The organism is Streptacidiphilus sp. PAMC 29251 (genome assembly GCF_054208735.2).
The window spans coordinates 2,134,218-2,161,202 of the sequence record NZ_CM135725.2; the positions used below are offsets into that span (position 1 = coordinate 2,134,218).

At 72.9% G+C, this 26,985-nt stretch carries 23 protein-coding genes, 1 pseudogene and 1 riboswitch; of the genes and pseudogenes, 6 read left to right on the plus strand and 18 right to left on the minus strand.

What is annotated here, in order from left to right; translation table 11 throughout:
* Window positions 1-40 precede the first annotated feature (40 nt).
* The gene (pdxR, locus tag ACXKR8_RS10090) at window positions 41-1,489 is read left to right on the plus strand and encodes a MocR-like pyridoxine biosynthesis transcription factor PdxR (RefSeq protein ID WP_458272565.1); all 1,449 of its coding nucleotides are present in this window, start codon (window positions 41-43) and stop codon (window positions 1,487-1,489) included.
* 120 nt (window positions 1,490-1,609) lie between these two features.
* Window positions 1,610-2,848 (plus strand): ROK family protein, encoded by a 1,239-nt coding sequence (locus tag ACXKR8_RS10095; RefSeq protein WP_458272566.1) that lies wholly within the window; start codon window positions 1,610-1,612, stop codon window positions 2,846-2,848.
* Here ACXKR8_RS10095 and ACXKR8_RS10100 read toward each other — a convergent pair.
* Window positions 2,755-3,552, minus strand: a complete 798-nt coding sequence (locus tag ACXKR8_RS10100; protein WP_458272567.1) for a GntR family transcriptional regulator — start codon at window positions 3,550-3,552, stop codon at window positions 2,755-2,757. The genes ACXKR8_RS10095 and ACXKR8_RS10100 overlap by 94 nt on opposite strands.
* Before the next feature lie 95 nt (window positions 3,553-3,647).
* Window positions 3,648-4,157 (minus strand): SRPBCC family protein, encoded by a 510-nt coding sequence (locus ACXKR8_RS10105; RefSeq protein WP_458272568.1) that lies wholly within the window; start codon window positions 4,155-4,157, stop codon window positions 3,648-3,650.
* A 56-nt stretch (window positions 4,158-4,213) separates the two neighbouring features.
* Between ACXKR8_RS10105 and ACXKR8_RS10110 the strand changes: the two genes are divergently transcribed.
* The gene (locus tag ACXKR8_RS10110) at window positions 4,214-4,750 is read left to right on the plus strand and encodes a gamma carbonic anhydrase family protein (protein ID WP_458272569.1); all 537 of its coding nucleotides are present in this window, start codon (window positions 4,214-4,216) and stop codon (window positions 4,748-4,750) included.
* Here ACXKR8_RS10110 and ACXKR8_RS10115 read toward each other — a convergent pair.
* Window positions 4,707-4,964, minus strand: coding sequence for a CBU_0592 family membrane protein (locus tag ACXKR8_RS10115; RefSeq protein ID WP_458272570.1), 258 nt, complete (start codon window positions 4,962-4,964; stop codon window positions 4,707-4,709). The genes ACXKR8_RS10110 and ACXKR8_RS10115 overlap by 44 nt on opposite strands.
* 17 nt (window positions 4,965-4,981) lie before the next feature.
* A riboswitch (guanidine-III (ykkC-III) riboswitch) is annotated at window positions 4,982-5,049 on the minus strand.
* A 72-nt stretch (window positions 5,050-5,121) separates the two neighbouring features.
* Window positions 5,122-5,607: a hypothetical protein gene (locus ACXKR8_RS10120; protein WP_458272571.1), complete on the minus strand. Its 486-nt coding sequence runs from the start codon at window positions 5,605-5,607 to the stop codon at window positions 5,122-5,124.
* 181 nt (window positions 5,608-5,788) lie between these two features.
* Here ACXKR8_RS10120 and ACXKR8_RS10125 point away from each other — a divergent pair, with 181 nt between their 5' ends.
* Window positions 5,789-6,367 (plus strand): COG4315 family predicted lipoprotein, encoded by a 579-nt coding sequence (locus tag ACXKR8_RS10125; RefSeq protein ID WP_458272572.1) that lies wholly within the window; start codon window positions 5,789-5,791, stop codon window positions 6,365-6,367.
* 20 nt (window positions 6,368-6,387) lie between these two features.
* Here the strand turns inward: ACXKR8_RS10125 and ACXKR8_RS10130 are convergent, their stop codons facing one another.
* Genes ACXKR8_RS10130 through ACXKR8_RS10140 form a run of 3 tightly spaced genes read right to left on the minus strand, consistent with a single transcriptional unit; the run spans window position 6,388 to window position 8,078 of the window.
* Window positions 6,388-6,876: an SDR family oxidoreductase gene (locus tag ACXKR8_RS10130; protein WP_462100670.1), complete on the minus strand. Its 489-nt coding sequence runs from the start codon at window positions 6,874-6,876 to the stop codon at window positions 6,388-6,390.
* A complete protein-coding gene (locus ACXKR8_RS10135) occupies window positions 6,798-7,292 on the minus strand; it encodes an SDR family NAD(P)-dependent oxidoreductase (protein WP_462100436.1) in 495 nt (164 codons plus the stop codon). The genes ACXKR8_RS10130 and ACXKR8_RS10135 overlap by 79 nt, the downstream gene beginning before the upstream one ends.
* A 3-nt stretch (window positions 7,293-7,295) precedes the next feature.
* Window positions 7,296-8,078 carry an enoyl-CoA hydratase/isomerase family protein gene (locus ACXKR8_RS10140; protein ID WP_458272574.1) on the minus strand — a complete coding sequence of 261 codons (783 nt, stop codon included), beginning with the start codon at window positions 8,076-8,078 and terminating at the stop codon, window positions 7,296-7,298.
* Between the two features lie 216 nt (window positions 8,079-8,294).
* On the opposite strand from ACXKR8_RS10140, the gene ACXKR8_RS10145 reads away from it, so the two are divergent.
* The gene (locus tag ACXKR8_RS10145; protein ID WP_458274940.1) at window positions 8,295-10,136 is read left to right on the plus strand and encodes a glycoside hydrolase family 15 protein; all 1,842 of its coding nucleotides are present in this window, start codon (window positions 8,295-8,297) and stop codon (window positions 10,134-10,136) included.
* Between the two features lie 35 nt (window positions 10,137-10,171).
* On the opposite strand, the gene ACXKR8_RS10150 is transcribed toward ACXKR8_RS10145, so the two are convergent.
* Window positions 10,172-11,041 carry a nucleotidyl transferase AbiEii/AbiGii toxin family protein gene (locus ACXKR8_RS10150; RefSeq protein WP_458272575.1) on the minus strand — a complete coding sequence of 290 codons (870 nt, stop codon included), beginning with the start codon at window positions 11,039-11,041 and terminating at the stop codon, window positions 10,172-10,174.
* Window positions 11,042-11,311: 270 nt separating this feature from the next.
* On the opposite strand from ACXKR8_RS10150, the gene ACXKR8_RS10155 reads away from it, so the two are divergent.
* Window positions 11,312-12,109, plus strand: coding sequence for an SGNH/GDSL hydrolase family protein (locus ACXKR8_RS10155; protein WP_458272576.1), 798 nt, complete (start codon window positions 11,312-11,314; stop codon window positions 12,107-12,109).
* Here the strand turns inward: ACXKR8_RS10155 and ACXKR8_RS10160 are convergent.
* The 10 genes and pseudogenes from ACXKR8_RS10160 to ACXKR8_RS10205 form a co-directional block, all read right to left on the minus strand.
* Window positions 12,097-12,741 (minus strand): 4'-phosphopantetheinyl transferase family protein, encoded by a 645-nt coding sequence (locus ACXKR8_RS10160; protein WP_458272577.1) that lies wholly within the window; start codon window positions 12,739-12,741, stop codon window positions 12,097-12,099. The two genes, ACXKR8_RS10155 and ACXKR8_RS10160, sit on opposite strands and share 13 nt — an antisense overlap.
* Complete coding sequence (locus ACXKR8_RS10165) at window positions 12,738-13,652, minus strand: metallophosphoesterase family protein (RefSeq protein WP_458272578.1); 915 nt, start codon at window positions 13,650-13,652, stop codon at window positions 12,738-12,740. Before ACXKR8_RS10165 ends, ACXKR8_RS10160 begins: the two co-directional genes overlap by 4 nt.
* Window positions 13,649-15,409 carry an ABC transporter ATP-binding protein gene (locus tag ACXKR8_RS10170; protein WP_458272579.1) on the minus strand — a complete coding sequence of 587 codons (1,761 nt, stop codon included), beginning with the start codon at window positions 15,407-15,409 and terminating at the stop codon, window positions 13,649-13,651. Before ACXKR8_RS10170 ends, ACXKR8_RS10165 begins: the two co-directional genes overlap by 4 nt.
* Window positions 15,406-16,335 (minus strand): ABC transporter permease, encoded by a 930-nt coding sequence (locus ACXKR8_RS10175; RefSeq protein ID WP_458272580.1) that lies wholly within the window; start codon window positions 16,333-16,335, stop codon window positions 15,406-15,408. Before ACXKR8_RS10175 ends, ACXKR8_RS10170 begins: the two co-directional genes overlap by 4 nt.
* A gap of 7 nt (window positions 16,336-16,342) precedes the next feature.
* Window positions 16,343-17,299 carry an ABC transporter permease gene (locus ACXKR8_RS10180; protein WP_458272581.1) on the minus strand — a complete coding sequence of 319 codons (957 nt, stop codon included), beginning with the start codon at window positions 17,297-17,299 and terminating at the stop codon, window positions 16,343-16,345.
* Between the two features lies 1 nt (window position 17,300).
* Window positions 17,301-18,983 carry an ABC transporter substrate-binding protein gene (locus ACXKR8_RS10185; RefSeq protein ID WP_458272582.1) on the minus strand — a complete coding sequence of 561 codons (1,683 nt, stop codon included), beginning with the start codon at window positions 18,981-18,983 and terminating at the stop codon, window positions 17,301-17,303.
* A gap of 140 nt (window positions 18,984-19,123) precedes the next feature.
* On the minus strand, window positions 19,124-19,534 hold the full coding sequence (locus ACXKR8_RS10190) for a nuclear transport factor 2 family protein (RefSeq protein ID WP_458272583.1): 411 nt from the start codon (window positions 19,532-19,534) through the stop codon (window positions 19,124-19,126).
* The gene (locus ACXKR8_RS10195) at window positions 19,531-19,965 is read right to left on the minus strand and encodes an ester cyclase (RefSeq protein ID WP_458272584.1); all 435 of its coding nucleotides are present in this window, start codon (window positions 19,963-19,965) and stop codon (window positions 19,531-19,533) included. Before ACXKR8_RS10195 ends, ACXKR8_RS10190 begins: the two co-directional genes overlap by 4 nt.
* 29 nt (window positions 19,966-19,994) lie before the next feature.
* Window positions 19,995-20,786, minus strand: a complete 792-nt coding sequence (locus ACXKR8_RS10200) for an SDR family NAD(P)-dependent oxidoreductase (RefSeq protein ID WP_458272585.1) — start codon at window positions 20,784-20,786, stop codon at window positions 19,995-19,997.
* A pseudogene (locus ACXKR8_RS10205) lies at window positions 20,771-26,941 on the minus strand (SDR family NAD(P)-dependent oxidoreductase); the annotation flags it as partial. The pseudogene ACXKR8_RS10205 and the gene ACXKR8_RS10200, both read right to left, overlap by 16 nt.
* Between the last annotated feature and the right edge of the window lie 44 nt (window positions 26,942-26,985).

Here is a 26,985-nt window from a genome sequence, read left to right on the forward strand (position 1 = left end):
GCCTCGCGCTCGCAGGTGGTCCCCGTTAAGGTCCACTTCTGTGCCACGTTCATGGACCACTTCACCCTCGAGCCCAAGCCCAACCCCGGCCTGGGAGCTGCTCCTGCCCGCCGCCTCCGGCCCGCCCCGCGGCCGGGGCCGGGAGCTGGGCGCCGCCCTCCGCGCCGCAGTCCGCAGCGGCAGGCTCGCGGCGGGCACCCGCTTGCCGTCCAGCCGGGATCTGGCGCGGGATCTGCGGGTCTCCCGCGGCCTGGTCAGCGAGCTGTACGCGCAGCTCACCGCCGAGGGCTATCTGACCAGCCGCCAGGGCGCCGGCTCCTGGGTCGCCGCCCTCACCCCGCGCCCCGCCGGCCCGGGCCCCAGCCCAGACCCCGGCCCCAGCACCACCCCGGTCGTCGACTTCCGCCCCGGCCTCCCCGACCTGGCCGCCTTCCCCAGGGCCGCCTGGTCCGCCGCCCAGCGCGCGGCCCTGGCCGAACTGCCGGACGCCGCCCTGGACTACCCCGACCCGCAGGGCCTGCCGGACCTGCGGGCCGCGCTGGCCGAGCTGCTGAGCCGCCGACGCGGGGTGGTGGTCGCCCCGGAGGGCCTGATCGTCTGCTCGGGCGTCGCCCAGGCGCTGACCCTGCTGAGCCAGGTCCTGGTCAGCCAGGGCCATCACGCCATCGCGGTCGAGGACCCGGGCAGCGTCTCGGTCTACCCGCTGTACCGAGCCGCAGGGCTACGCCCACTCCCGGTGCCGGTGGACGGCGAGGGCCTGGTCCTGGAAGCGCTGCGGGCCAGCGGGGCGCGCAGCGCGGTGCTCACTCCGGCGCACCAGTTCCCCACCGGCGTGGTCCACTCCCCCGCGCGCCGGGCCGCGCTGCTGGACTGGGCCCGGCGCGGCGACGGCCTGCTGGTCGAGGACGACTACGACGGCGACTTCCGCTACGACCGGGCCCCGGTCGGCGCGCTCCAGGGCCTGGCCCCGGATCTGGTCGCCTACACCGGCTCGGTCAGCAAGTCGCTCGCGCCCGGGCTGCGCCTGGGCTGGCTGGTGCCGCCGGCCCGGCTGCTGCCCGCGCTGGTCGAGGCCAAGCGGGTCAGCGACCTCGGCAACAGCGTCGCCGAGCAGGCCGCCTTCGCCGGGTTCCTGCGAGGCGGACGCTACGACCGCCAGCTGCGGCTGTGCCAGCGCCGCTACCGGGAGCGCCGGGACGCGCTGATCGGCGCGCTGGCCGCGGTCCTGCCGGAGGTGCGGATCAGCGGGATCGCGGCCGGGCTGCACCTGATCGCGGAGTTCCCGACCGCCCTGCCGCCCGAGGTATGCGCCCGCGCCGGGGTCCGGCTGCGCCCGCTGAGCGACTACACCGCGAGCGCCGCGCCGGCCCCGGAGCCCTCTGCGCCGACCCCGCAGCGCTTCGTGCTCGGCTATGCCCATCTGGGCACCACCGAGATCATCGACGCAGTCAAACGACTCGCCGTCACGTGGCGCAGTGTTGCCGTTTGATACCGAAGCCGTTCATGAGCAGCACAAATGCTCGCGACTTTGGACCACGCCCGGATACGATCCGGCTACCCCCGGCGACGACGACGGACGGGTCCGGACGCGGAAGTGAAGGGCGGAGAGTTGGCACAGCTCACCGGCGGCGACTCCTCGCTGCTGCGGCGGATCAACTCCGCCGTGACACTGCACGCGCTGCGCGGCGGCGACACGCTGACGCTCACCCAGCTGGTCGGGGACACCGGGCTGTCCCGTCCCACCGTCGAGGGCGTGATCGAGGGCCTGATGGAGTCGGGCCTGGTGGTCGAGGTCGAGCCCGACCCCGAGCGCCGCAGCGAGAGCACCCGCCAGCGCGGACGTCCGGCCCGCCACTTCCGCTTCCGCGCCGAGGCCGGGCACCTGCTCGGCATCGAGATCGGCACCCACGGCGCACGCGCCGCCCTGTCCGACCTGACCGGCCGGATCCTGGGCTCCTACGCCCGCCCCATCGACGAGTCCACCGGCGCGACCGAGCGGCTGGCCCTGGTCCGCGGCACGGTCGCCGAGCTGCTGCGCCGCTCCGGGGTGTCCAGGGACACCCTGTGGGCGGTCGGCGTCGGCACCCCCGGGGTGGTGGACGCCGAGGGCGTGGTCCGGCTCGGCACCGCGCTGCCCGGCTGGACCGGTCTTGAGCTGGGCGCCAGGCTGCGCCGCTCGTTCCGCTGTCCGGTGCTGGTGGAGAACGACGCCAACCTGGCCGCGATCGGCGAGCACTGGCAGGGCGCGGCGGTCGGCATGGGCGATGTGGTGTTCGTGCTGGCCGGGCTCAGCCCGGGCGCGGGCTCACTGATCAACGGCCGGCTGCACCGCGGCTTCGGCGGCGCGGCGGGGGAGATCGGCTCGCTGCACCTGCTCGGGCGCGAGTCCAACCCGGCCCAGCTGCTGTCCGCCCCGAGCAAGCCGATCGACCCGCTGGACGAGGCCGCGGTGGCCCGGGTGCTGCGGCTGGCCGAGCAGGGGGACCAGGTCGCGCTGGACGTGCGGGACCGCTTCCTGGCCCGGCTGGTGCGCGACGTCGCCGCGCTGATACTGGCGATCGACCCGGAGATCGTGATCATCGGCGGCTGGGCGGCCGGGCTCGACGGCGTCCTGGAGCCGCTGCGGGAGCAGCTCGGACGCTTCTGCCTGCGGCCGCCGGTGGTGCGCCTCTCGGCGCTCGGTGACGAGGTCATCGCCACCGGCGCCCTGCGCCTGGCGCTGGAACACGCCGAGGAGCAGCTGTTCTCGGTGGATCAGGAAGCGGTACGGACCTCGGTCGCGGCGGCGGGCGTGACGTCCACGATGCCGGAGGCGCCGAAGGTCAGCCGGCACATGTCGGCACGGTAGGTGGAGACCGCGACCGCGGCGATGCTGCCCTCGGCCTGGTAGCGGGTGGTCAGCACCAGTACCGGGGTGCCCGGCGGACGGTCGAGCAGGCGGGCCTGCTCCTCCTCGGCGACACCCAGCTCCACCGAACGCGACTCGCCGTCCAGCTCGAGACGCTGCAGCTGGCGCAGCACCGAGCGGGCCCGGCTGGAGTCGGCGATGCTCGACTTCGCGAAGATCGCCGGCACGTGCGGCACCACGGCCTCGGGGACGTAGAGCGTCTCCGCGCCGATCGCCTGGCCGTGCATCATCCGCAGCCGGCGCACGGCGTGGACCGGCTCGTCCGACAGCACGCCGAGCGCGGCGCAGACCGACGCGGGGGCGGGGGCGGACTGGGCGTCGACGATCCGCCAGCTGTCCCGTCCGGTGCCGGGCCAGCCTTCGGAGGCCTCGCTCACCGGGACGCCCATCCGCGGCGCGGCGACCAGCGTGCCGATGCCGCGGCGGCGGACCAGGCGGCCCTCCAGCTCCAGCTGGTCCAGCGCCTGCCGAAGCGTGGCCCTGGCGACGCCGAAGCGGGCGGACAGGTCGCGCTCGTTGGGCAGCACCTCGCCGGTGTTGAACTCCGAGTCGAGTGCGCGCACCAGGACGGTGCGCAGATGCCAGTACTTGGGCTCCGGCGCCGTCGCGGCAACCGTCCCGTTCGCGGCCTGTGTGGTCCCCACCCTGTCCTCCGCCTGTGCGTCCGTGACGCTCGTTATTTATGAGTCCTTATTTCTTAAAGGACCCTGCACTAAGGCGACAGTAGGGGCAGCCCGGATCATTGGTCAAGACCAATGCGGGTGTGAGCGCACACAGCGAGATAGTGCGTCAATCCCTTGCGCCCATTTTTCATCATCAGGGTGTGATTGAGGTGAAATGCGGGCCTGCCCGGCAGCGCGAGTCTGCGCATCAGCGGCCGGTGCACCTCCACGTCCTCGTCGAACACCGCGACCGCGCCACCGTCCCCGCGCGAGGTGACGGTCCAGCGGGTGGTCCCCTCCAGATCCCCGGTCAGCCGCGCCTCCAGCACCCCGGCCGCCGGGTCCTGCCGGACCTCGTGCGCCAGCACGGCCAGCTCGTACGGCAGCAGCGAGCGGAACCGCATCCGGCCGCTGCGCGGGTCCAGTTGCGCCACCTCGCGGATCTCGGGCCACCAGACCGGGTAGGTCCGCGGGTCGGCGAGCACCGCGTAGACCTGGGCGGGCGGCGCGGGGAGGTCCCAGACGGTGCTGAAGCGGTAGTGGTGCAGCCGGGAGCCAGGTCCTGAGGCGGTGTCGTCCAGAGTCACCCGGCGACGATAACGTGCGCTGGACCCTCTTCATCCGATTGCTTCGGGAGCACGACATGGCCGACCCCCTCATCTCCGCCGTCGCCGGACGGACGCCCGCCGTGGACCCGGGTGCGTTCGTCGCACCCAACGGGGTGGTGCTCGGATCGGTGACCCTCGCCGCCGGGGCGAGCGTCTGGTACGGGGCGGTGCTGCGCGGGGACTGCGAGACCATCTCCGTCGGCGCAGATAGTAATGTACAGGACAATTGCTCCGTGCACGCGGACTTCGGCTACCCGGCGGTGATCGGCGCCCGGGTCTCGGTGGGCCACAACGCGGTGCTGCACGGCTGCACCGTCGAGGACGACGTGCTGGTCGGGATGAGCGCGACCGTCCTCAACGGCGCCGTGATCGGCACCGGCTCGCTGGTGGCGGCCGGGGCGATGGTCCCGCAGGGGATGCGGGTGCCGCCGGGCTCGCTGGTGGCCGGGGTCCCGGCCAAGGTGAAGCGCGAGCTCACCGACGAGGAGCGGGCCCACATCAAGCTCAACGCCGAGTGGTACGTGGCGCTCAGTGCGCAGCACCGCGAGGCGCACGGCGGCCTCGGCGGCTGAGCAGTCCGCAGAGCGTGACGATCGCCCAGGTGCCCTCCAGCAGCAGGAAGCCCCACTGGCCGGTCAGCGCCGCGTCCACCGCGAGGATGCCGGACCCGGCCAGGTTGAACAGCAGATAACTCAGCGCCCGGGCGTCCACCCGACCCAGCTGGGCCAATGCGAAGGGAATCAGCACCAGGATCGAACCGGCGATCTGGACCAGTTGCTCGTTCATGACGACACGCCTCCTCGGCGGCGTCGTCTTGGCGGTCCTGGTACGGCGCGTCTCGTCAGGGCACGGGCGTTCGACCGCCCGGCTCCCTCCATGGTCGCACGCGATCGGCCGCCCCGGGCCCACCGGCCCGCGGTCGGCCGGATCGACGCGCCGCAGGTCAGACCCCGGTCTCGCGGTAGGCGACGGTGCCGACCGCGAGCATGCCGCGCTCGGCCGCCCGGGCCAGCACCTGCCCCAGCGGCAGCTGCCCGGTGGCGGCCGATCGCTCGCGCGCCAGCCCCAGGTCGTCGCCGACGAACACCACGATGTCGTCGTCGTAGCGGGCCGCGGTGCGCCAGCCGTGCGGCAGCTGCAGGCTGGCCGAGGGCATGAACGGGTCCGGGATCACCGGGCTGGTCAACGAGAGCCGCCCGCCGTGCAGATGCGCGCTCCACCCCTCGGCCGTGGGCACCTCCAGGCTGTCCCCGGTGTTGGCCAGGTAGAGCCCGGCCGCGAGCGCGGCGGCGACGAACACCGTGGTCGGCTCGCCGCCCTCCTCGACCACGACGCTGCGGCGCGGGTCCTCCAGCATCAGGTACGCGTACGGCTGGCCCGGGTGCGGGATCAGCCCGGCCCGCGCCAGTACTTCGGTGGTCTCGGCCATGCCCAGATCCTGCCCACCGATCCGCTCCGGCACCACCCGACACGTCACGGAACCGGCAGAACGGCGGTGAACCCGCCGCCGCCCGGTCGCGTAGTGGCAGGTGCGGACCCGTTTCCGGCGGGCCGGCGGATCGGCCGCAGCACATTCGGCGCGGCGGCGATCCCTACGGAAGAAGTCCGTCATGAAACGTGTCATCGCAGCAACAGCCGGCGTCGCCGCACTGGCGGCCCTGGCCGCGGGGTGCTCCAGCAACTCGGGATCCGGCTCCGCGTCCTCCTCCGCGCCGGCGCCCGCGGTTTCGGCGCCTGCTTCCGCCCCGGCTCCCGCGGCCGGGGGCTCCGCGGCCGCGCTGAAGGTCGCCTCCTCGGCGGACGGGCAGATCCTGGTCGACGGCTCCGGCCGGACCCTGTACCTGTTCGAGGCGGACACCGGCACCACCTCGACCTGCAACGGCTCCTGCGCGACCGCCTGGCCGCCGGACACCACCAGGGGCGCCCCCAGCGCCACCGGCCTGACCGCCTCCGACGTCGGCCAGAGCACCCGTACCGACAAGTCGACCCAGGTCACCTATGCCGGGCACCCGCTGTACTACTTCTCCCACGACGCCAAGCCCGGCGACGTCAACGGCCAGGGCGTCACCGCCTTCGGCGGCAGCTGGTACGTCGTCAGCCCCAGCGGCAGCGCGATCACCAGCAGCTCCGCCGCCACCGGCACGCCGAGCACCACCCCGAGCTCCTCCGGCTACGGCGGAGGCTACTGACTCGCACCGGCGGCAACGGTTCAGGGCCTGAAGGGACCGCTGCCCAGCTGCTCGCGGACGGTCACCACCGGCGGGTTCACCAGCGTGCGACGCTGCCAGTTGGCACCGTCCACGACCAGGGTGTGGCCGGAGATGAAGCGGGCGTAGGGCGAGGCCAGGAAGGTCGCCGCCCAGCCCAGCTCCTGGCGCCGACCCACCCGCAGCGCGGGCTGGCAGACGTCCTTGTCGTGGGTGCCGGCCAGCCCGCCCTGGATGTCCGCCGTCATGTCCTCGTGCGGAAAGAGCCCCGGCACCAGGGCGTTCACCTGGATCCCGTACGGGCCCCATTCCACGGCCAGGGATTCGGTGAGGCTCTTCACGCCTGCCTTGGCCGCCGCTGAGTGAGCGAAGCCGGGGCCGCCTGTCCAGGCGTAGGAGGCGCCGATGCTGATCACGGAGGCCGGGGTGCCGGCCGCCAGGTGTCTCCGCCCGAACTCACGGGTGCAGTAGAAGGTGCCGTTGAGGGTGATGTCGACGACGGTGCGCCAGGCGTTGGGGACATGTCCTCGGCCGGCACCGGAAAGTTCGCGGCGGCGTTGTTGACCAGGACGGCAGGCAGGCCGAAGGCGGCCTCCGCCTGGTCGAAGGCGGCGGCGACGGACTCCGGGTCGCGGATGTCGCAGACCACGGTGTGCACCGGCGCACCCAGCTGCTCGAGTTCCCGGCGTCCGGCCGCCAGGTGCTCCGGTTTGCGGCTGGCGATCACCACGGCGGCGCCGAGCCGGGCGAACTCCACCGCGACGGCCTTGCCGAGCCCGGTGCCGCCGCCGGTGACGAAGACCGCGGTGCCCTGGAACGTGCCGGGCGGCAGCGCGCTCGCCCCGGGCAGCGGCGGAGCGGGAAGCCCTCGCGGCGGCGTGGGCGTCGGCCTGGGCTTGGGCGGCATGGGTCAGCTCCCGCTGTAGTAGTCGCCGGTCCGTCCCTCGCCCCGGGCCGCCCGGAACTCGGCGAAGTCGTCGCTGCGGTTGAGGAAGGTCTGGAAGACCATCTCGTCCGCCATCGAGGCGCGCACCGCCGGAAGCGACAGGTGCCGGAGGTTCTCCCGGAACAGTTTCACGGCGACCTTGGGCGCCGCGGCGATCTGCTCGGCGGCCTCGCGGACCACCGCGTCCAGCTGCTCGGGCGGGACGATCCGGGAGACCACGCCGTGGCTCAGCGCCTCCTCGACGGTCATCACCCTGCCTGTCAGCACCAGGTCGCTGACCACGCCAGGACCGCACATCTGATGCAGCACGGCCACCCCGCCGGTGTCCGGGATCACCCCGTGGCCCAGCTCCGGGAGCCGGAAGCGGGTGCCCTCCGCCGCGATCCGGATGTCGCACAGCAGGGCCCGCTGGAACGAGCCGCCCAGCACCCAGCCCTTGCAGGCGACCAGCACCGGGGCGTCCAGCTCCCACAGCTGCTGGATGCCGCGGTGGCCCCGGCGCATCAGCTCGTGGTGCGACAGCTCGGTCTTCAGCGTCCCGATCGATCCGACGTCCCGCCCCGAGGAGAAGGACGCCCCCTCCCCGCGCCAGATCACCGCGCGGACCTCGGGACGGCCGCGCAGCTCGCCGAGGATCTCGAAGAGGCGCAGGTCCATGGCGTCGTCGAAGGCGTTGTGCCGGTCCGGGTTGTCATTGGTGACGGTCGCGACAGCGCCGTCGATCTCCAGCCGCACCCGCTCCGCCACGTCCGCCCCTCCCCCGGGTCGCGCCGCACGCTCCCGCAGAGATCTGATGGTACGTCAGATTCTTTGCGGTGCAGCCTCTCGGTGTCGAGGAGATCCCCGGTGCCTGCCGACCCCGACCCCCGGCGGCAACTGGTCAGCGCCACCCCCCTGGCCCGCCCCGCATGCCTTCCCGGGCCGGTCGACCTAGCCTGAAAGCCGGGCGACGAGAGGATCATGATGGACGGCTATCCGCCGATCGCGGACCACGGACTGGTCGGCGACCTGCAGACCGCGGCCCTGGTCTCCACCGACGGCGTCCTGGACTGGTGGTGCACCCCGCGCTTCGACTCCCCGAGCATCTTCGCGGCCCTGCTGGACCGCGAGCGGGGCGGCGAGTGCGGGCTGGCCGCCGACGAGCCGGACGCCACCGTCCGCCAGATCTACCTCCCCGACACGGCGGTCCTGGTCACCCGCTTCATGACCCCGCGCGGGGTCGGCGAGGTGATCGACTTCATGCCGGTGGACGACCCGCACACCGCGGGCGACCGCCACACGGTGATCCGCGCGGCCCGAGTCGTCCGCGGCAGCATGCGCTTCACGCTGAACTGCAAGCCCCGCTTCGACTACGCCAGGGCCACCCATGAGCTGGTCCTGCGGGACAACGCCGCGGTCTTCCACGGCCCCGGCGTGGACCTGCACCTGCAGGCCACCGGGTCGATCGAGCTCCGCCGCGACGGCTCCGACGACGGCCACCCCGACGTGCGGGCGGAGTTCACCCTGGAGGCGGGCCAGACCGCCGCCGTCGCCCTCACCTCCCGCGCGGCCGGCGGCGAGACCCCGGCGGCGTTCACCCCCGAGGCAGCGCGCGCACGGTTCGAGGAGACCCGGGCCTTCTGGCACGGCTGGATCCGGCGCTGCCGCTACTGGGGCCGCTGGCAGCAGATGGTGCACCGCTCGGCGATCACCCTCAAGCTGCTCACCTACGCCCCCACCGGCGCGCCCATCGCCGCCGCCACCCTCGGCCTGCCCGAACAGGTCGGCGGCGAGCGCAACTGGGACTACCGCTACACCTGGGTCAGGGACGCCTCGCTGTCGGTGCGGGCCCTGGTCGACCTCGGCTTCACCGAGGAGGCCGACGCGTACCGGGCCTGGCTCGGCGACCGGCTGCGGGCCGGCGGCGCCCCGTCCGGCGAACCGCTGCAGATCATGTACCGGGTCGACGGCGACCCGCAGCTGAGCGAGGTGATCCTGGACCACATGGAGGGCTACCAGGGCTCCGCCCCGGTCCGGGTCGGCAACGGCGCCGCCGACCAGCTGCAGCTCGACATCTACGGCGAGGCCGCCTACGCCCTGGCCCAGACCCGCAGCGTGGCCGATCTGGCCGGCTACCGCGGCTGGCACGCCCTGTCCGGCGTCCTGGACTGGCTCGCGGACAACTGGGACCGCGCCGACGAGGGCATCTGGGAGACCCGCGGCGGGCGGCAGAACTTCACCTACAGCCGGCTGATGTGCTGGGTCGCCTTCGACCGCGGCATCCGCATCGCCCAGCAGTCCGCCCGCCCCGCCGACCTCCCCCGCTGGACCGCGGCCCGTGACGCCATCCTGGTGCAGGTCATGGAACGCGGCTGGAACGAGAAGCGCCAGGCGTTCGTCCAGCACTACGCCACGGACGTGCTGGACGCCTCGCTGCTGCTGATGCCGCTGGTCGGCTTCGTCTCCCCGAAGGACCCGGACTGGCTGTCCACCCTGGACGCCATGGACCAGGAACTGGTCTCCGACAGCCTGGTCTACCGCTACGACCCGGCAGCATCCCCGGACGGCCTGCGCGGCTCCGAGGGCACCTTCAACCTCTGCAGCTTCCTCTACGTCGACGCCCTGGCCCGGGCCGGACGGCTGGACCCGGCCAGGTACGCCTTCGACAAGATGCTCACCTACGCCAACCACGTCGGCCTCTTCGCCGAGGAGATCGGCCCCTCCGGCGAACAACTCGGCAACTTCCCCCAGGCCTTCACCCACCTCGCCCTGATCAACGCCGCCATCGCCCTCGACGAGGCCCTGGACGCGGACGAGGCGGGCTGAACCTGCGGCGCCGGCTACGCACCCGGGCTCCGGGCTCACGTCAGCGCACGCGCCAGCCGGTCCAGCCATTCCTCGCCGGTGCCGTGCAGGTCCAGGTGCTCGGCGCTGAAACCCGGCCAGTCGACCTGCCAGCGGCGCACCGCTCCTTCATCGGGCACACCGTGGTCGGCGCCGTCCGCGCTGCGCTTGAACACACGCTGCAGGAGTGGCTCGGTCAGGCGGGTGGCGGGGTCCTCGGCGAGCAGGACCGCGTCATAGAGGTCCTTGCCCTGGGCCAGGCCGCCGCCGAGGGCGTCCGTCTGCAGCCACAGCAGCTTCCAGGCGAGGGAGAGTTCACGACTGGCCGTGCGGACGACCGTGGGTGCGGCCAGGTCGGCGCGCGGGACGGCGGTCCACTGCGGGGCCTGCGGCATGGTCTCGTCGCGGGCGAAGTCCAGCCGGACCTCGCCCGGCGGCAGGCCGTCGGCGTGCCAGGGGACGACCAGGCGCACCCCCGGCGTGTCGTCGTCGATGTAGGTCCAGTTCTCATCCTCACGGGCGTCGGCCGGGTCGATCGTGATGCCGGCCCCGGCCTCGGGGTTGCCGCGGATCCGATCGAGCAGGTCACCGTAGGGCGGGCCGGCCTCCCGGCTGCCCGGGGCCTGGATCCAGCCCAGGCCGTCCGGAGCCGGCCGCGGGTGCAGCCCCCCGGTGTCGAACTCCTCAAAGGCCCAGAACTCGTACTCGGCGGCACCGCCCAGTGCCTCTGGCCACTGCTGAGCACCAGAGATCCGGTCCAGATAGGGATAGGGGTCCAGCGGATCGATCGGGACCGCGAGTCGGTCGAGAACGACCCAGTCCAAGTCAGCGGGCTCACGCGCCTGCACACCGGCCCAGGCCAGCATCGCCATACTCCCGCGCAGCACAAGACCCTCCCCCCACGGCGCGTCAGCAACCAGGGCAAGGACGTGATCCAGCACCATTCGCCTGGCGGAGCGCAGGGGATGCGACCGACCGCGCACGCCGTCCCCGGAATCAGTCATGACCTCATGTCCTCCACGTCCGAGGTCAGCACAGTCCTCGCGGGATGCGTCCGTCATCCTACCGATGGACGGCAGGGGGCCCAAGGACGGCCGATGGCCGCCGGGCGGAACCCCCCGGGTGGTCCCACCAGGGGCATCGGTAGGGTCTGGGCCATGGAGAACTCCGCAGACGGCGCCCGGCCGTACCGCAGCATGGTCGCGCTCGGCGACTCGTTCACCGAGGGCATGTGCGACACCGTGCTGCCCAATGGGCACTACCGGGGGTGGGCGGACCGGGTGGCCGAACGGCTGGCCGCGGAGGCCGGGGGCGAGTTCCACTACGCCAACCTCGCCGTCCGCGGCAAGCTGATCGGGCAGATCGCCGACGAGCAGGGCGACACCGCGGTCGCGCTGGGCGGGGAGCTGGTGACGCTGGCCGGCGGCCTCAATGATGTGATGCGGCCCGGCTGCGACATCGAGCAGGTCGAACGCACGCTGGGCGCGCTCGCGGAGCGGCTCGCCGCCGACGCCCGGCAGCTGGTGCTGTTCTACAGCGTCGACCCCAGTCGTCGGATGCGCAGCAGCAGCCGCATCATGCCGCCGATCCTGCGGATGCAGCGCTTTGTCGGCGAGCTGGCCGAGAGCCGCGACAACATCGTCGTGGTCGACCTCTTCCACGTCAGCGCCTTCGACGATCCGCGGATGTGGGCCGAGGACCGGCTGCACTTCTCCGCCGAGGGCCATCGCCGCGTCGCCGAGGCCGTGCTGCAGGCCCTCGGCCACCCGGCGGCCTTCGACTGGCGCGAGCCGCTGCCCCCGGCCGCGCCGATCCCCCGTGCCACCAAGCTCCGCGCCGACCTGCGCTGGCTCCGCCTCTATGTCGGGCCGTGGGTGCTGCGCCGCATCACCGGCAAGTCCTCCGGGGACAATCGCAGCGCCAAGCAGCCCACCCTCGAGCGCTACCCCGCCTGAGCGACCACCACCGCGGTCATCACATGGGCGGCTCCGGCCAGCCAGCGGCCCCTGAAGGCCTCAGCCGACATGGCGCCGGGGAGCAGCACCCGGGCGGTGAAAGTGCCGTTCGGGTCGAGTCGGACGGTGGCGTCCTCGAAGCCGAGGCGTTGGCCGGTCAGCGGGTACCAGGCCTTGTAGAGGGACTCCTTCGCCGAGAACAGCAGCCGGTCCCAGGCGATCAGCGAGTACGCGGCGTGCAGTTCGTCGATCTCCCGGCGCTCGGCCGGGAGCGCGATCGCCTCCTCCACGCCCATCGGCAGCGGCAGATGCGGCTCCGCGTCGATGCCGACGGCGTCGACGTCCTCGGCCCGGGCCAGCGCCGCGGCGCGGTAGCCGGTGCAGTGGGTCATGCTGCCGACCAGCCCGGTCGGCCAGCCCGGCGCGCCGTCCGCGCCGGGGACCAGCGGCACCGGCGCGTGGCCGAGCCGGGCCAGCGAGCGGCGGGCGCAGACCCGGACCGAGGTGAACTCCCGGCGGCGGGTGTGGACGGCGTGGGCGATCGACGCCTCCTCCTCGGGGTAGAGGATGGCGACGGAGTCGCCGAACAGCTCCGAGGCCTTCACCGTGGCGGGCAGCAGTCGCTCGATCATGCCGGTTCCGTTCCGAACAGGACGTCCCGCAGCAGCGGTCGGCGGTTGGTCCGGGGCTGCCACTCGCGCGGGTAGCCGAGCGACACCTCCTCGAAGCGGACGCCGTCGTGCCAGGTGGTCCTGGGGATGTGCAGGTGCCCGTAGACCATCACCGCCACCGGGAAGCGCCGGTGCCAGTCGGCGGTGGCGTCGGTGCCGCACCACTGGGCGAACTCCGGGTGGTGCAGGATCCGGGTGGGTTCGCGGACCAGCGGATAGTGGTTGACCAGCACCAGCGGGGGCCCGTCCGGATCGGCGGCGACGGTCTCGACCAGCCGCTGCTCGGTCTGCCGCACCCGGATCGCGCTCCAGGCCGCCCGGCTCGGGTGCGGGTCGGGGTGCAGCAGGAACTCGTCGTTGCAGACGATGCCGGTGCGGTGGGCGTAGGCGAGCCCCTCGGCCGCGGTCCGGGTGCCGGGGGGCCGCCAGGTGTAGTCGTAGAGCAGGAACAGCGGCGCGATCCGGACCGGGCCGCCGTGCCCCTCGAACACCGGGTAGGGGTCCTCCGGGGTGAGCACGCCGAGCCCGCGGCAGAGTTCCACCAGGTGGTGGTAGCGAGGTTCGCCGCGCAGGCCCAGCGGATCGCTGTCGTGGGACCACAGCTCGTGGTTGCCCGGCGCCCACACCACCTGGGCGAAGCGCGAGGCCAGCAGGCCGAGGGCCCACTCCAGGTCGGCACTGCGCTCGCTGACGTCCCCGGCGACCAGCAGCCAGTCGTCGGGGCCGGTGGGCCGGATGCCCTCCACCACGGTGCGGTTCTCCTGGTGCCCCACGTGCAGGTCGCTCACGGCCCACAGCCGTGGTTGCGGTCGCAGGCCCGCTCCGGGTTGCGGTCGCGGGCCTGCGCCAGGTTGCGGTCGCGGCGTGCTCATACCAGCACCGCGGCGAGCAGGTCCCGGGTGTAGTCCTCGGCCGGGTGGGCGAAGACCTCCTCCACGTCGCCGGTCTCGACCACCCTGCCCGCCTGCATCACCGCGACCCGGTCGCTGAGATGCCGCACCACACCCAGGTCGTGGGAGATGAACAGCAGCGCGACGCCGAGGTCGCGCTGCAGGTCGGCGAGCAGGTCCAGGATCTGCGCCTGCACCGAGACGTCCAGCGCGGAGACCGGTTCGTCGCAGACGATCACGTCCGGCGCCGGGGCCAGGGCGCGGGCGATGGCGACCCGCTGGCGCTGTCCGCCGGAGAGTTCCAGCGGCCGGCGGCCGAGCAGCGTGGCCGAGAGGCCGACCTGGTCCAGCAGCGCGGTGACCCGCTCCCGGCGCTCACGGCCCCGGCCGACGCCGGTCCTGGCGACGGCCTCGCCGACCACCCGCTCCACGGTGAACCGGGGGTCGAAGGAGCCCAACGGGTCCTGCTGGACCGCCTGGATCCGGGACCGGGACGCCCGGCGCTGCCGCTCCGGCACCCCGCTCCACGGCTGCCCGCCGAAGCGGACGCTGCCGCTGTCCGGTTCGAGCAGCCCCAGCACGATCCGGGCGGCGGTGGTCTTTCCCGACCCGGACTCGCCGACCAGGCCCAGGGTCTCACCGGCGTTCAGCCGGAACGACACCTCGCTGACGGCGTCGTATGACGTTCCGTCAGGTGCCCGGTAGCGCTTGGAAATTCGCTCTGCTTCCAGTACTGGCTGAGTTGACATCCCATCAAGACTATTCGCCCGCAGCTGGATCGGCGCGGTGACCGCGGCGCGGACCGCCGGTTCCGGGTTCCAGCAGAGGGCGCCCAGGTCGTCCACGGCCGGCAGCGAGGTCATGCAGCGGGCGTCGGCGGAGGCGCAACGGGCGGCGTAGGGGCAGCCGTTTGCATCGGCGGCGGGAAAGCCTTCGGCGGGGGCGGAGAGCCTGGTCCCCTTGCTGTGGGTGGCCGGGACGGCGTCCAGAAGAGCGCGGGTGTAGGGGTGCCGCGGCCGGTCCAGGACCTGGCGGGTGGGGCCGGTCTCGACGATCCGGCCGCCGTACATCACCGCGACCCGGTCGGCGAGCCTGCCGACCACCGACAGGTCGTGGCTGATCAGCAGCAGGGCGGTGCCGCGCTGCCGCAGGGTGTCCAGCAGGTCCAGCACCTGGGCCTGGACGGTGACGTCCAGGGCGGTGGTGGGCTCGTCGGCGATCAGCAGTTGCGGGCCGCCGGCCAGCGCGGAGGCGATCAGCGCGCGCTGCCGCAGCCCGCCGGAGAGCTGGTGCGGGTACTGGTCGGCGCGGCGGGCCGGATCCGGGATGCCGACGTCGTCCAGCAGTTCCAGGACCCGGGGCCGGATTTGACGGCGGGTCAGCGTGCCATGGGTGCGCAGGGGTTCGGCGACCTCCGCGCCGACGGTGCGCAGCGGGTCGAGCGACACCAGGGCGTCCTGCAGCACCAGGCCGATCCGGCGTCCGCGCAGGGCGCGCCAACCGGGTTCGCGCTGGGCGGTGAGGTCCTGGCCGTCGAAGGCCAGGGTGCGGGCGGTGACCCGGGAGTTGCGGCCGACCAGGCCGACCAGGGTGCGGGCGGTCACGCTCTTGCCCGAGCCCGACTCCCCCACCACGGCCAGGCATTCGCCCGGCTCCAGGGTGAACGACACGTCGCGGACCACCTGTTGGGTGCCAAAGGACACATCGAGTCCGTCCACGCTGAGCAGGGGCGGCGTCATCGGGCGGTCCTCCGGGTGAAGCCGGTCTGCGCGCGGCGGCCGACGGTGTTGACGATCAGGGCGGTGAGGGTGATGGCCGCACCCGGGAAGATCCCGAGCCACCAGGCGGTCTGCAGGAAGTCGCGACCCTCGGACAGCATCGCGCCCCACTCGGGTGAGGGCGGCTGCGGTCCCAGGCCGAGGAAGCTGAGGCCGGAGGCGGCGATCAGCGAGGATCCGAAGCCGACCGTCGCCAGCACCAGCATCGGGCCGAGGGCGTTGGGCACCACATGACGGATGATCAACAGCGGCCGGGGCAGACCGAGCCCGACCGCCGCCTCGACATAGCCGGAGCGCCGGATGACCAGGGTCTCGGCGCGGACGATCCGGGCGTAGCCGGGGATGAAGGCGACCGCGATGGCGATCATGACGTTCACCGAGCCGCTGCCGAGGACGGTGACGGCCAGCAGCGCCAGCAGGATCGGCGGCAGCGACAGCAGCACGTCGGCCAGCCGCATCAGCACCTGGTCGGCGAGGCGTCCGCCGAGGGCGGCGGCCAGCCCGAGGACGGCTCCGCCGGCCACGGCCAGCACGGTGGCACCGGTGCCGAGCAGCAGGGACGGGCGGGCGCCGTAGAGGACCCGGGCGAAGATGTCCCGGCCGAGCTGGTCGGTGCCGAACCAGTGCGCCCCGTTGGGGGCGATCAGGGCGTGCACCGGGTCGGTGTCGGTCGGCGAGGTGCTGGTGAACAGCCCGGGGGCGACGGCGACCACCACGATCAGCAGCAGCACGGCCGAGGCCAGGACCAGAGTCGCCCGGCCGGGGGCGGTTCCGGCAGTCCTGGCGGACCGCCGGGGAAGGGACCACCAGGGGCGCGGCTCAGCGACCGCGGCTGCCCCAGCACCCGGGTCGGTTTCGGCGAGAGTGCCGGTGTCGGTGTCGGTCATGGCAGGGTCACCCTGTCCTCAGGCGTGGATCGATGACGAGGTAGAGCAGATCCACCAGGGTGGAAATCACGACGAAGACCAGGGCCGACAGCAGGACCAGGCCGATCACCAGGGGCATGTCCTTGTTGGTCGTCGCCTGCAGGGCCAGCGCGCCGATGCCGGGGCGGCCGAACACCGTCTCCACCAGCACCGCCCCGCCCAGCAGCGAGCCGGTGAGCCAACCGGTGAGGGTCACCAGCGGGACCGCCGCGTGCCGCAGCGCGTGCCGCAGCCGAACAGCCGTCACGCTGAGCCCGCGCGACCGCGCGGTCAGCACGAAGGGCTGGTCCAGCGCGGTCTCCAGCCCCTCCCGCAGTACCTGCGACAGCACCCCGGCCAGCGGCAGCGCCAGGGTGACCGCCGGCAGCACCAGCGCGGACAGGTCCTGGTCGCCGACCACGGGGAAGATCCGCAGCTGGAACGAGAACGCGGTCAGCAGCAGGATGCCGATCCAGTAGGACGGGCTGGAGACGGCGAGCAGCTCGCCCAGCGTCGCCGCCGCCCGCAGCGCGGGTCGGCGGCCGGCCGTCGCCACCGCGGTGGTCACCGCGAGGACGACGGCCAGCACCAGTGCGGCCAGGGCGAGTTGGACGGTCGGCCAGAGCTGGTCGCCGATGAGCGCGGTGACCGGCCGCTGCAACTGGTAGGACTCCCCGAAGTTCCCCCGGACCAGGTTCTCCAGATAGTGGAGATACTGCAGCACCACCGGCTGGTCGAGGCCGAACTGCGCCCGGATCCGGGCCTTGACCTCCGGGGTGGCCGGATTGCCGGGCCCCAGCATCACGGTCACCGGGTCACCGGGGATCAGTTGCAGCGCGACAAAGGCCACGGTGGCGGCGCCGAACAGCACGGCGACGGCTCCGGCCAGGGTCCTGGCCGCTCCGCGGAGCAGCTTCGCGGCGCCTGCGGCGGTCACGGCGCTCATGTCACTTACCGAGCCAGGCGTCGTGGAACTCGACCCAGGTGTTGGGGTCGAAGACCAGCCCGTGCACCTTGTTCGACACACCGAGCACCGAGGTCTCGACGTAGAGCGGCACGATCAGCGACAGGTTGATCGCCCGCTGCTGGGTGTCGCCGTAGACCTTGGTGCGGGTGGCCGGGTCCAGGGTGGCCTCGCCGGTCTCGGTCCAGCTGTCGAGCTGGGCGTCCTTGTAGAAGGTCGCGTTCTGGCCGCCCTTGGCGGGCGCGCTGGCGCTGTTGAAGTACAGCCGCAGCACGTCCGGCTCGAAGCGGGCCCAGCTGTAGTCGGCGATGTCCTCCTGGCCGCCGTAGACCTTGGTGATGTAGGTGCCGATGTCGAGGCGGGGACGGTCGACGGCGACGCCGATCTTCTTCAGGTCGGCCTGGACCGCCTGGCCGAGGATGTCGCGCTGCTCCCGGATGTACTGCTGCGGCATCAGCGGCCACTCGATGGTGAGCCGCTTGCCGTTCTTGGTGCGGTAGCCCTGGGCGTCGCGGGTGGTCCAACCGGCCTGGTCCAGGTCCTTGTTGGCGAGCGCCGGGTCGTACTCCCAGCTGTTCTCCAGCGAGGCGGCGTAGTCGGGCGTGCTGGGCGACACCGGGCTCCAGGCCCGCTGGTAGACGCCGAAGTAGACGCTCTTGACGTCCGTGCCGACGTCGATGCCGCGCTGGACCGCCTGGCGCACCAGCAGGTCGTTGAAGGGGGCCTTGGAGGCGTTCAGCACCAGGCTGTAGACCGCGCCCGGCGCGTTGTTGACGCTGACGTTCAGCGCGGAGTTCGCCTTGAGCGCCTTCACGTCGGACGGCGGGACCGCCGAGGCGGCCTGGACCTGGCCGCTCTGCAGCGCGCCGACCCGGGTCGAGTCCTGCGGCAGGAAGCGGAAGGTCAGCTTGTCCAGGTAGGCCGGGCCCTGGTGCGCGTCGTTGGCCGGGGCCCACTTGTAGTCGGGGTTCCTGGTCAGGACGACGCTCTGGCCCTTGGTGTAGCTGCTGAAGACAAATGGTCCGGTGCCGATGTCGACCGGGCCGCCGGCGCCGAGCTGGGCGCCGTTCTTGGCGATGGTGGCCGGCGAGTAGAAGCCCAACTGCGGTGCGCTGGCGGCCTGCAGGAACGGCGCGAACGGCTGCGAGAAGGTGATCTTCACGGTGTAGGGGTCGACCACGGTGGTGCCGGTGTAGGGGCCGAGCAGGCTGGACGCGTACTGCGACTTGGTGGCCGGGTCGGCGATCCGGTCGAAGTTGGTCTTCACCGCGGCGGCGTTGAAGGGGGTGCCGTCGGTGAACTTCACGTCACTGCGGAGGTGGAAGGTGTAGGTCTTCAGGTCCGTGGAGACCTCCCAGGACTTGGCCAGCCAGGGGTGGAAGTTGCCCTTGGTGTCCTCGGAGACCAGCGAGTCGACGATGTTGCGGTCGATGGCGCCGGTGATGTCCTGCTGGTTGACCTGGATGTCGAAGGAGACCGGTTCGGTGTCGATGGCATAGGTGAGCGAGCCGCCCTGCACCGGCGTGCCGGCGGGCACGGCCGAACCGGAGCCGGCGCCCGCGCCGGAGCCGCCGGAGCTGCACGCGGCGAGAAGCAGGGCCACTGCCGTGGTTCCGGCCAGCAGGGAGAGGTTGCCGGATCTGGATCGCGCTCGGGATCGGGACATGCGGGAACTCCTGGGTCAGGGGCGGGGATTCGCTGAAGTCGACGCGAGCCGGGGCCGACCTGCGGACGGCCCGGGGATGCCTCGAAGCTATCGAGACGCCCCCGGGCCGCCGTACCCCTAGCGGACCCCTAGCGGACCCCTTAGCTGCCTGTCGCAGCAGCTGGGTAGCGCGGGACGGAGCGGCGGAGCCTGATCCGCCAGCCCTGCCCGGTCCGCTCCAGCACGTCCAGGTAGTCGCCGTTGTGGACGCTGCCGTCGGCGAGGATCGCCAGATAGCGGCTGCGGCCCCGGACGGTGCCGTCCTCGTCGACCGTCAGCACGGTGTCCAGGGTGTGGTGGTCGGGCGACTGCGCGCCGAGGGCCTCGTTGAACTCCCGGATGGCGTCCAGGCCGCGGAAGAACCTGCTCTCGGCACGGACCAGTTCGATCGTCCCGTCCTTGCTGAACACCTGGTCCAGCGCGTCCCGTTCGCCGTTGTCGAAGACATGCGCGAACAGCGCCAGCAACTGCCGGATCTCCTCGCGGTCCTGCGGCGTCAGTTCAGTGCTCACAGGGCCGGTCCGGTCAGCTGCTGGACGATGCCGAGCCGGTCCGGCAGCACGTTGTAGCGGACGACCTGGCCGTCCCTGATGGTGAGTGAGCTGATGCTGCGTCCGGTGAACCGGCGGCCGGTGCCCTCGACCCCGAAGATCGCGCCCTCGTGGATGCCGGCGATGGTCCAGAAGGCGATCACCCGGTCCCCCTCGGCGACCAGGTCGTCCAGGGTCACCTTCAGGTCCTTGACGCTCTGCCAGAGCCACTCCAGGTGCCCGCGGAAGTCCTCGCGGGTGCCGCTGCCGCCCACGCCGACCCGGGTCTCGTCGGCGGCGTCGGCCGCCAACAGCTCCTCCAGCAGCTCGATCCGCTGCCCGTTGACCAGCTCCTCGAAGTACCTCCGGGCGAGCTGCTTGTTGGCCTCAATGGTGTCGGTCACGGTGCTCATGCGTTGTCTCCTTCTGGGTAGGTGGACAGCTACTTGGTGGAGAACGGGGCCGGCGGCGGGAGCAGGATGCCCCCGTTCGCAGTGAGACCCCCGTCGACCGGGACTGTCACCCCGGTCACGTAGGAAGCGGCAGGCGAGGCCAGGAACCAGACGACCTCGGCCTGCTCGCGCGGCGCGGCCCAGCGCTGGGCCGAGATCCGGCGGGTGACCGCCGCCCCCAGCTCGGGGTGGGCGACAACACCGCTGGTCAGGGCGGTAATGGTGCCGCCGGGGGCGATCGCGTTGATCCTGATGTTCTCCGCCGCGTAGTCGATCGCGGCACCGCGCACCAGGTTGATCACCGCGGCCTTGGTGGCGTTGTAGCCCCAGGTCCCCGGGTCGCCGCGGAGCCCGGACACCGAGGAGGTGGCGACGATCGCCCCGCCCCCGGACGCCCGCAGGGCCGGCACCGCCGCCCGGATCCCGAGCGCCACGCCGCGCACATTGACCGCGAACAGCCGGTCGAAGCGCTCGATCGCCCCGGCGGACTCCAGCGGCCCGGAGCCGCCGATGCCGGCGTTCAGAACGGCCACGTCCAGTCGGCCGAAGTGCTCCAGCGCCAGCCGGACCGCGCCGACGCTGGTCTCCTCCACGGCGACGTCACCGACCAGGGTGACCACGCCGTCCAGGACCGCGAGCTTCGCCAGGCCCTCCTCGTCCACGTCCACGGCCACCACTCGGTGGCCGCGTTCCTGGAACAGCCGCACCGTCGCCTCGCCGATGCCGGACGCGGCTCCTGTGACGACCGCCACCGGGGGCGCCGCCGTTACTGGACTGACCATTGCTGCTCCTTGTTCTCGATCCACTGCCGGACGGCGTCCGCCGTCGTCGGGGTGTGCTGCTCCAGCAGGGTGAAGTGGTCGCCGGGGACGTCCACCGCCTCGTGCGGGAGGGGCCAGTAGGCGCGCCAGTCGAAACGCCCCGTCGGGTCGACCACGGTGCCGCGCAACGGGGTGTCGGCGCGGACGGACAGGATCGGCGCGTCGACGGGCTTGGGCTGCCAGCCGTCGAAGACGGTGTTGTAGCCGCCCATCGCGGTCAGACTGGCGTCGCTCCAGACCATGTCGTACTGCTCGATCCGGTCGAGCATCCCGGTGAGCATGGCGGTCAGCCACCACTCCCCCATGCCCTCGCGGGTGGCGCTGTCGATCGGATAGGCGTCGATCAGCGCCAGGCCGGACGCGGGTCGCCCCAGCTCCTCCAGCCTGGCCGCGACCGCATGGGCCACGCAGCCGCCCATGGAGCGGCCCACCACCACGAACGGCCGCTCGTCGCCGACCACCCGCAGCACCGTCTCGACGTGCAGCCGGAGGAAGGTGTCCAGGTCCTCCGGAAGGCTGTCGTCGGCCTTCCAGCCGGGCGAGGGGAGAACGAAGACATCGCGCTCCCCTTGGAAGGAGTGGCCGAAGCGGGCGTACTCGTGCGGCCCGGAGATGGCGCTCAGCGCCGGGAAGCAGACCACGGCTGCCTTGCCGGTTCCTGAGGCGAGTTGGATCGGCGGCAGGGCGTGGGTGTCGCGCTCCTCCGCACCGAAGCGGGAACGCAGATGCGAGGCGATCCCGATCAGCGCCGAGGCCTGGGCGAAACTGCCCTGGGCGGCGAGCCTGCGGTAGAGCTCCGAGAGCGGGTGCTGCGGGTCGGCGGGGGTTGTCCCAGCGGCCGGGGCGACCTGCTGAAGTGATGGTTCGCCGAGCTGTTCCCGCAGGTGGGAGGCCAGTTGGACGGGGCTGGGCTGGTCGAAGGTGACCGTGGGCGGTAGCCGTAGGCCAGTGACGACGGTGAGCCGGTTGCGCAGTTCCACGGCGGAGAGGGAGTCGAGGCCGAGGTCATTGAAGGCACGCTCGGCCGGCACCGCCGCCGGCTCGGTGCCGAGCACATGGGCCACCTCGGTCCGCACCAGGTCGAGCAGCACCGCCGTGCGCCCGTCCTCGTCCAGTCCGGCCAGCCGCTGGGCGAGCGTCGGACCGCCGACGGCGGCGGTGCGGGCGGGACGGCGGAGCGGACGGACCAGGCCGCGCAGCAGGGCCGGGACGGCGGCGCCGCGTAGAGCATTCAGATCGAGTGGGGCGGGCACCAGGTAAGGGGCCGCCAACTTCTCCGCGGCGTCGAAGAGTTGCACGCCCTGCTCGGAGGAGATCGGCCGGATCCCGGCCCGGGCGGCCCGACGCAGATCGGCCTCGGTGAGCTGGGCGGTGACCCCACTGGCCGCGGCCCACTGGCCCCAGGCAAGGGACTGGGCTGGCAGACCCTCGGCGCGGCGATGGGCGGCCAACGCGTCCAGAAAGGTGTTCGCGGCCGCGTAGGAGGACTGACCGGGACCGCCGAACAGAGCGGCCACCGAGGAGTAGAGAACGAAGGACACCGGGTTGTGCTGATGCTGCGTCAGTTCATGCAGGTTCCAAGCCCCTTCGGCCTTGGGACGGAGCACGCCGTCCAGGCGCTCGGGGGTGAGCGAGGCGATCACGCCGTCGTCCACCACGCCGGCCGTGTGCACCACTGCGGTGAGCGGGTGCTCCGGGCGAATCGTGGCCAGGGCGGCAGCCAGGGCGTCACGGTCAGCGATGTCGACCGCCGCGAACTGCACCTCCGCGCCCAGCTCGGCGAGTTCGGCTTGCAACTGCTGAGCGTCGGCGGCGTCGGAACCGCTGCGGGAGAGCAGGAGGAGATGCCGCACCCCGCGGGTGGCAACCAGATGCCGAGCCAGCAGTCCGGCCAGCACGCCGGTGCCGCCGGTGATCAGGACGGTGCCGTCCGGATCCCAGGGTCCGGGTTCGGGGTCGTGTTCGGGCGCGGCTGCGGCACGGGCCAGCCTCGGGACCAGGGCAGCCCCTGCGCGCAGCGCGAGTTGGGGTTCACCCGCTGCGAGAGCGGTGCTCACGGCGGCGGCGAGGGCGGCCTCGGACGCGGGGTCGTCGTCCAGGTCCACCAGCAGGATCCGGTCCGGGTGTTCGGCCTGTGCGGAGCGCAACAGGCCCCATACGGGCGCGGCCACCAGATCCGCCCGCTCGGTGTTGGTGACGGCAACGGCGTTGCGAGTCACCGCGACCAGGCGGGTTGCCTGCCAGCGGTCGTCGGCCAGCCACTCCTGAGTGAGCGTCAGAGTGCTTCGCAGGGAGCCCCGCACGGCCTCGGGAACGTCCGCGCCCGCACCCAGGCCGACGTTGACCGCAAGCCAGGGGCGTGCCTCCGCGCCGGGCTCGATGGAGGCCAGGTCGGGGTATGAGCGGTGCTGCTCGGCTGCCTCCCCGGACAGCGGCAGTTCCTTCCAGTCGAGTTGGAACAACGCGTCCTGCAGATCGGTTCGGGCGGAGGCCAGTTGTGCCGAGGAGACCAGCCGGGCGCGCAGCGCCTCGACGGATGCGACCGGCGCGCCGGTCGCATCGGCCACGTCCACCGAGATCGTCTCAGGGCCGGTATAACGCAGCCGGACGCGGAGCGCGGTCGCTCCGGCCGCATACAGTCGCACGCCCTCGTAGGCGAAGGGGAGCCTGCTCGATCCCTCCGGGGTGCCGGTGAGGCTGTCGTGCGCGGTCAGGTGCACCGCGGCGTCGAGCAGGGCCGGGTGGATGCCGAAGGCCTCGGCCTGCTCGCGCTGGTCCTCGGGCAGGGCCACGGTGGCGTAGAAGGTGTCGCCGTCGCGCCAGGCGGCCTGGAGTCCGCGGAACGCGGGACCGTAGGCCAGTCCGGCGTCCGCCAGCGCCTCATAGACCCCGTCGACCGGGTGCGGCTCGGCCCCGGCCGGCGGCCAGGGGCCCGCCGCGAAGGGCTCCTGCGGCTGCTGCGGGGTGTCGAGCAGTCGGCCTGAGGCGTGCCTGCTCCAGGCAAGCTCAGCAGCAGACGAAGGGGACGCGTCCGCCGGGCGGGAGTGGAGGGTGACCGGCCTGGCGCCGGTCTCGTCGGGAGCGCCCACCGCGACCTGGAGGTGGACCGCGCCGCGGGTGGGCAGCACCAGCGGTGCTTCGATCACCAGCTCGTCCAGGGTTCCGGCGCCCACCTGGTCGCCGGCCCGGATCGCCAGGTCCAGCAGGGCGGTGCCGGGGACCACGACGGTGCCCTGCACCGCGTGGTCCGCCAGCCAGGGGTGGGTGCGCAGCGAGAGGCTGCCGGTGAGCACGACTCCGTCGTTGTCCGGCAGGGTGACGGCCGCCCCCAGGAAGGGGTGGTCGATCGCGCCGAGGCCGAGACCGGAGGCGTCCACCGTCCGGGCCGCGGGCTCCAGCCAGTAGCGGCGGCGCTGAAAGGGATACGTCGGCAGATCGACCTTGCGCGGCCGGAGGCCCTCGAACAGCGCCGACCAGTCCACGCCATGGCCCCGGACATGGATCCGGCCCAGCGCGGCGACGGCGGTGAAGGCCTCGGGCCGGTCCCGGCGGCAGACCGGGACGGCCACGGCTTCCGGCAGCGTTTCGGTGACCAGCGCGCTCAGCGTGCCGTCGGGGCCCAGCTCCACAAAGGTGGTGACCCCGGACGCGGCCAGCTCTCCCACCACATCGCTGAAGCGCACAGCCGCGCGGACCTGCCGGACCCAGTAGTCCGGGCTGGTCAGCTCCTCGGCAGCGGCCAGCCGACCGGTCACGTCCGAGATCACGGGTATCCGCGGGGCCGCGTAGGTCAGGGTGGCGGCGATCTCTCCGAACTCGGCCAGCATGGCGTCCATGTGCGGGGAGTGGAACGCATGGCTCACGCGCAGCCGCCGGGTCCGCCGCCCGCGGACGGTGAACTCCTGGGCGACCGCGAGCACGGTCTGCTCATCGCCGGACACCACCACCGAGGTCGGGCCGTTGACGGCGGCGACTGACACTCCGTCACCGTGCCCGGCCAGCACGGCGAGCACCTCGTCCTCGGCCGCCTCGACGGCGACCATCGCCCCGCCGCCCGGCAGCGCTGCCATCAGCCGGGCCCGTGCCGCGACCAGCGCCGCCGCATCCGGCAGCGACAGCACGCCCGCCACATGGGCCGCCGCCAGCTCGCCGATGGAGTGACCGGCGACAAAGTCGGGGCGGACGCCCCAGGACTCCAGCAGTCGGAACTGGGCGACTTCGAGCGCGAACAGCGCGGGCTGGGTCAGCCCGGTGTCGTCGAGCCCGTCGCCGGACTCCACCACCTCGGCCAGCGAACGGCCGAGCAGCGGGTCGAGCTCGGCCGCCACCGCGTCGAAGGCGGCGGCGAAGGCCGGATACGCGGCATACAGGCCTTGGCCCATGCCGACCCGCTGGCTGCCCTGGCCGGTGAAGAGGAAGGCGAGGCCGCCCGCGCCGGCTGCCGAGCCCTGCACCAGATCCGATGCCGAGTCGCCACGTGCGAGTGCCCGCAGCCCCTCGGCTCCGCCGACCAGCACGGCTCGCTCGCCGAGCAGGGCCCGGGTGGTGACCAGCGAGTACGCCAGGTCCACCGGGTCGGGGGCCGCGCCGGCGTCCAGGCTGTCGGCCAGCCGCGCGGCCTGGGCCCGCAGCGCGTCGGGCGTGCGTGCGGACAGCAGCAGCGGCAGCGGGGTTGCCGGGCGCGGCGCCGGCACCGGCTGCGCCTCGGCCACGTCGGCGAGCGAGTCGGCTTCGGCAGCGACGTCGGCAATCGGGGCCTGCTCGATGATCACGTGGGCGTTGGTGCCGCTGGCGCCGAAGGCGGAGACGCCGACCCGGCGCGGGCCCTCGGTCTCGGGCCAGGCACGGGCTTCCGTCAGCAGCCGCACCGCGCCCGCCGACCAGTCCACGTAGGGGGTCGCCTCGTCGGCGTGCAGGGTGCGCGGCAGCACCCCGTGCCGCAGGGCCTGCACCGTCTTGATGACCCCGGCCACCCCGGCCGCCGCCTGGGTGTGGCCGATGTTGGACTTCAGCGAGCCGAGCCAGAGCGGACGGTCCGCGTCCCGGTTCTGGCCGTAGGCGGCGATGATCGCCTGGGCCTCGATCGGGTCGCCCAGCGAGGTGCCGGTGCCATGTGCCTCCACGGCCTGCACCTCGGCGGGCGTCAGCCGGGCGTTCTCCAGCGCCTGCCGGATCACCCGCTGCTGTGCGGGGCCGTTGGGCGCGGTCAGGCCGTTGGACGCACCGTCCTGGTTGACCGCCGAGCCGCGCAGCACCGCCAGCACCTCATGGCCGTTCCGCTGGGCGTCGGAGAGCCGCTCCACCAGCAGCAGCCCTACCCCCTCGGCCCAGCCTGTCCCGTCCGCACCCGCGCCGAAGGCCTTGCAGCGGCCGTCGGCGGAGAGCCCGCGCTGCCGGGAGAACTCCACGAAGCCCTGCGCCGTGGACATCACACTGACGCCGCCCGCGAGCGCGAGGTCGGACTCCCCCGAGCGCAGCGACTGCGCCGCCAGGTGCAGCGCCACCAGCGAGGACGAGCACGCCGTGTCGACCGTCACCGCCGGGCCCTCGAAGCCGAAGGTGTAGGAGATCCGGCCCGAGGCCACACTGTCCAGGCCGCCGATGCCGAGGTAGCCCTCCAGCTCCGTGGGCGCGTCCTGGAGCCTGGGGGTGTAGTCGCCGCCGGCGATGCCCGCGAAGACCGAGGTCCGGCTGCCCTTGAGGCCGGTGGGGTCGATCCCGGCCCGTTCGAAGGCCTCCCAGGCGGTCTCCAACAGCAGCCGGTGCTGCGGGTCGGTGGCCAGCGCCTCGCGGGGCGAGATGCCGAAGAACTCGGCGTCGAAGTCGGCGACGGTGTCCAGGAACCCGCCGTGCCGGGTGTAGGAGGTGCCGGTCTGCTCCGGGTCGGGGTCGTAGAGCGCCTCCAGATCCCAGCCGCGGTTGTCGGGGAACTCGCTGATGACGTCGCTGCCTTCGCTGACCAGCCGCCACAGGTCCTCGGGCGAGGCGACCCCGCCGGGGAGGCGGCAGGCCATTCCGATGATGGCGATCGGCTCCCGGCGGCTGGTCTCGACCTCCAGCAGGCGCTTCTGCGCCTGTCTGGCGTCGGCGAGCGCGCGCTTCAGATACTCGCGGAGCTTCTGGTCGTTCGCCATGGCAGTGGAGGCCTCTCAGGGTGATG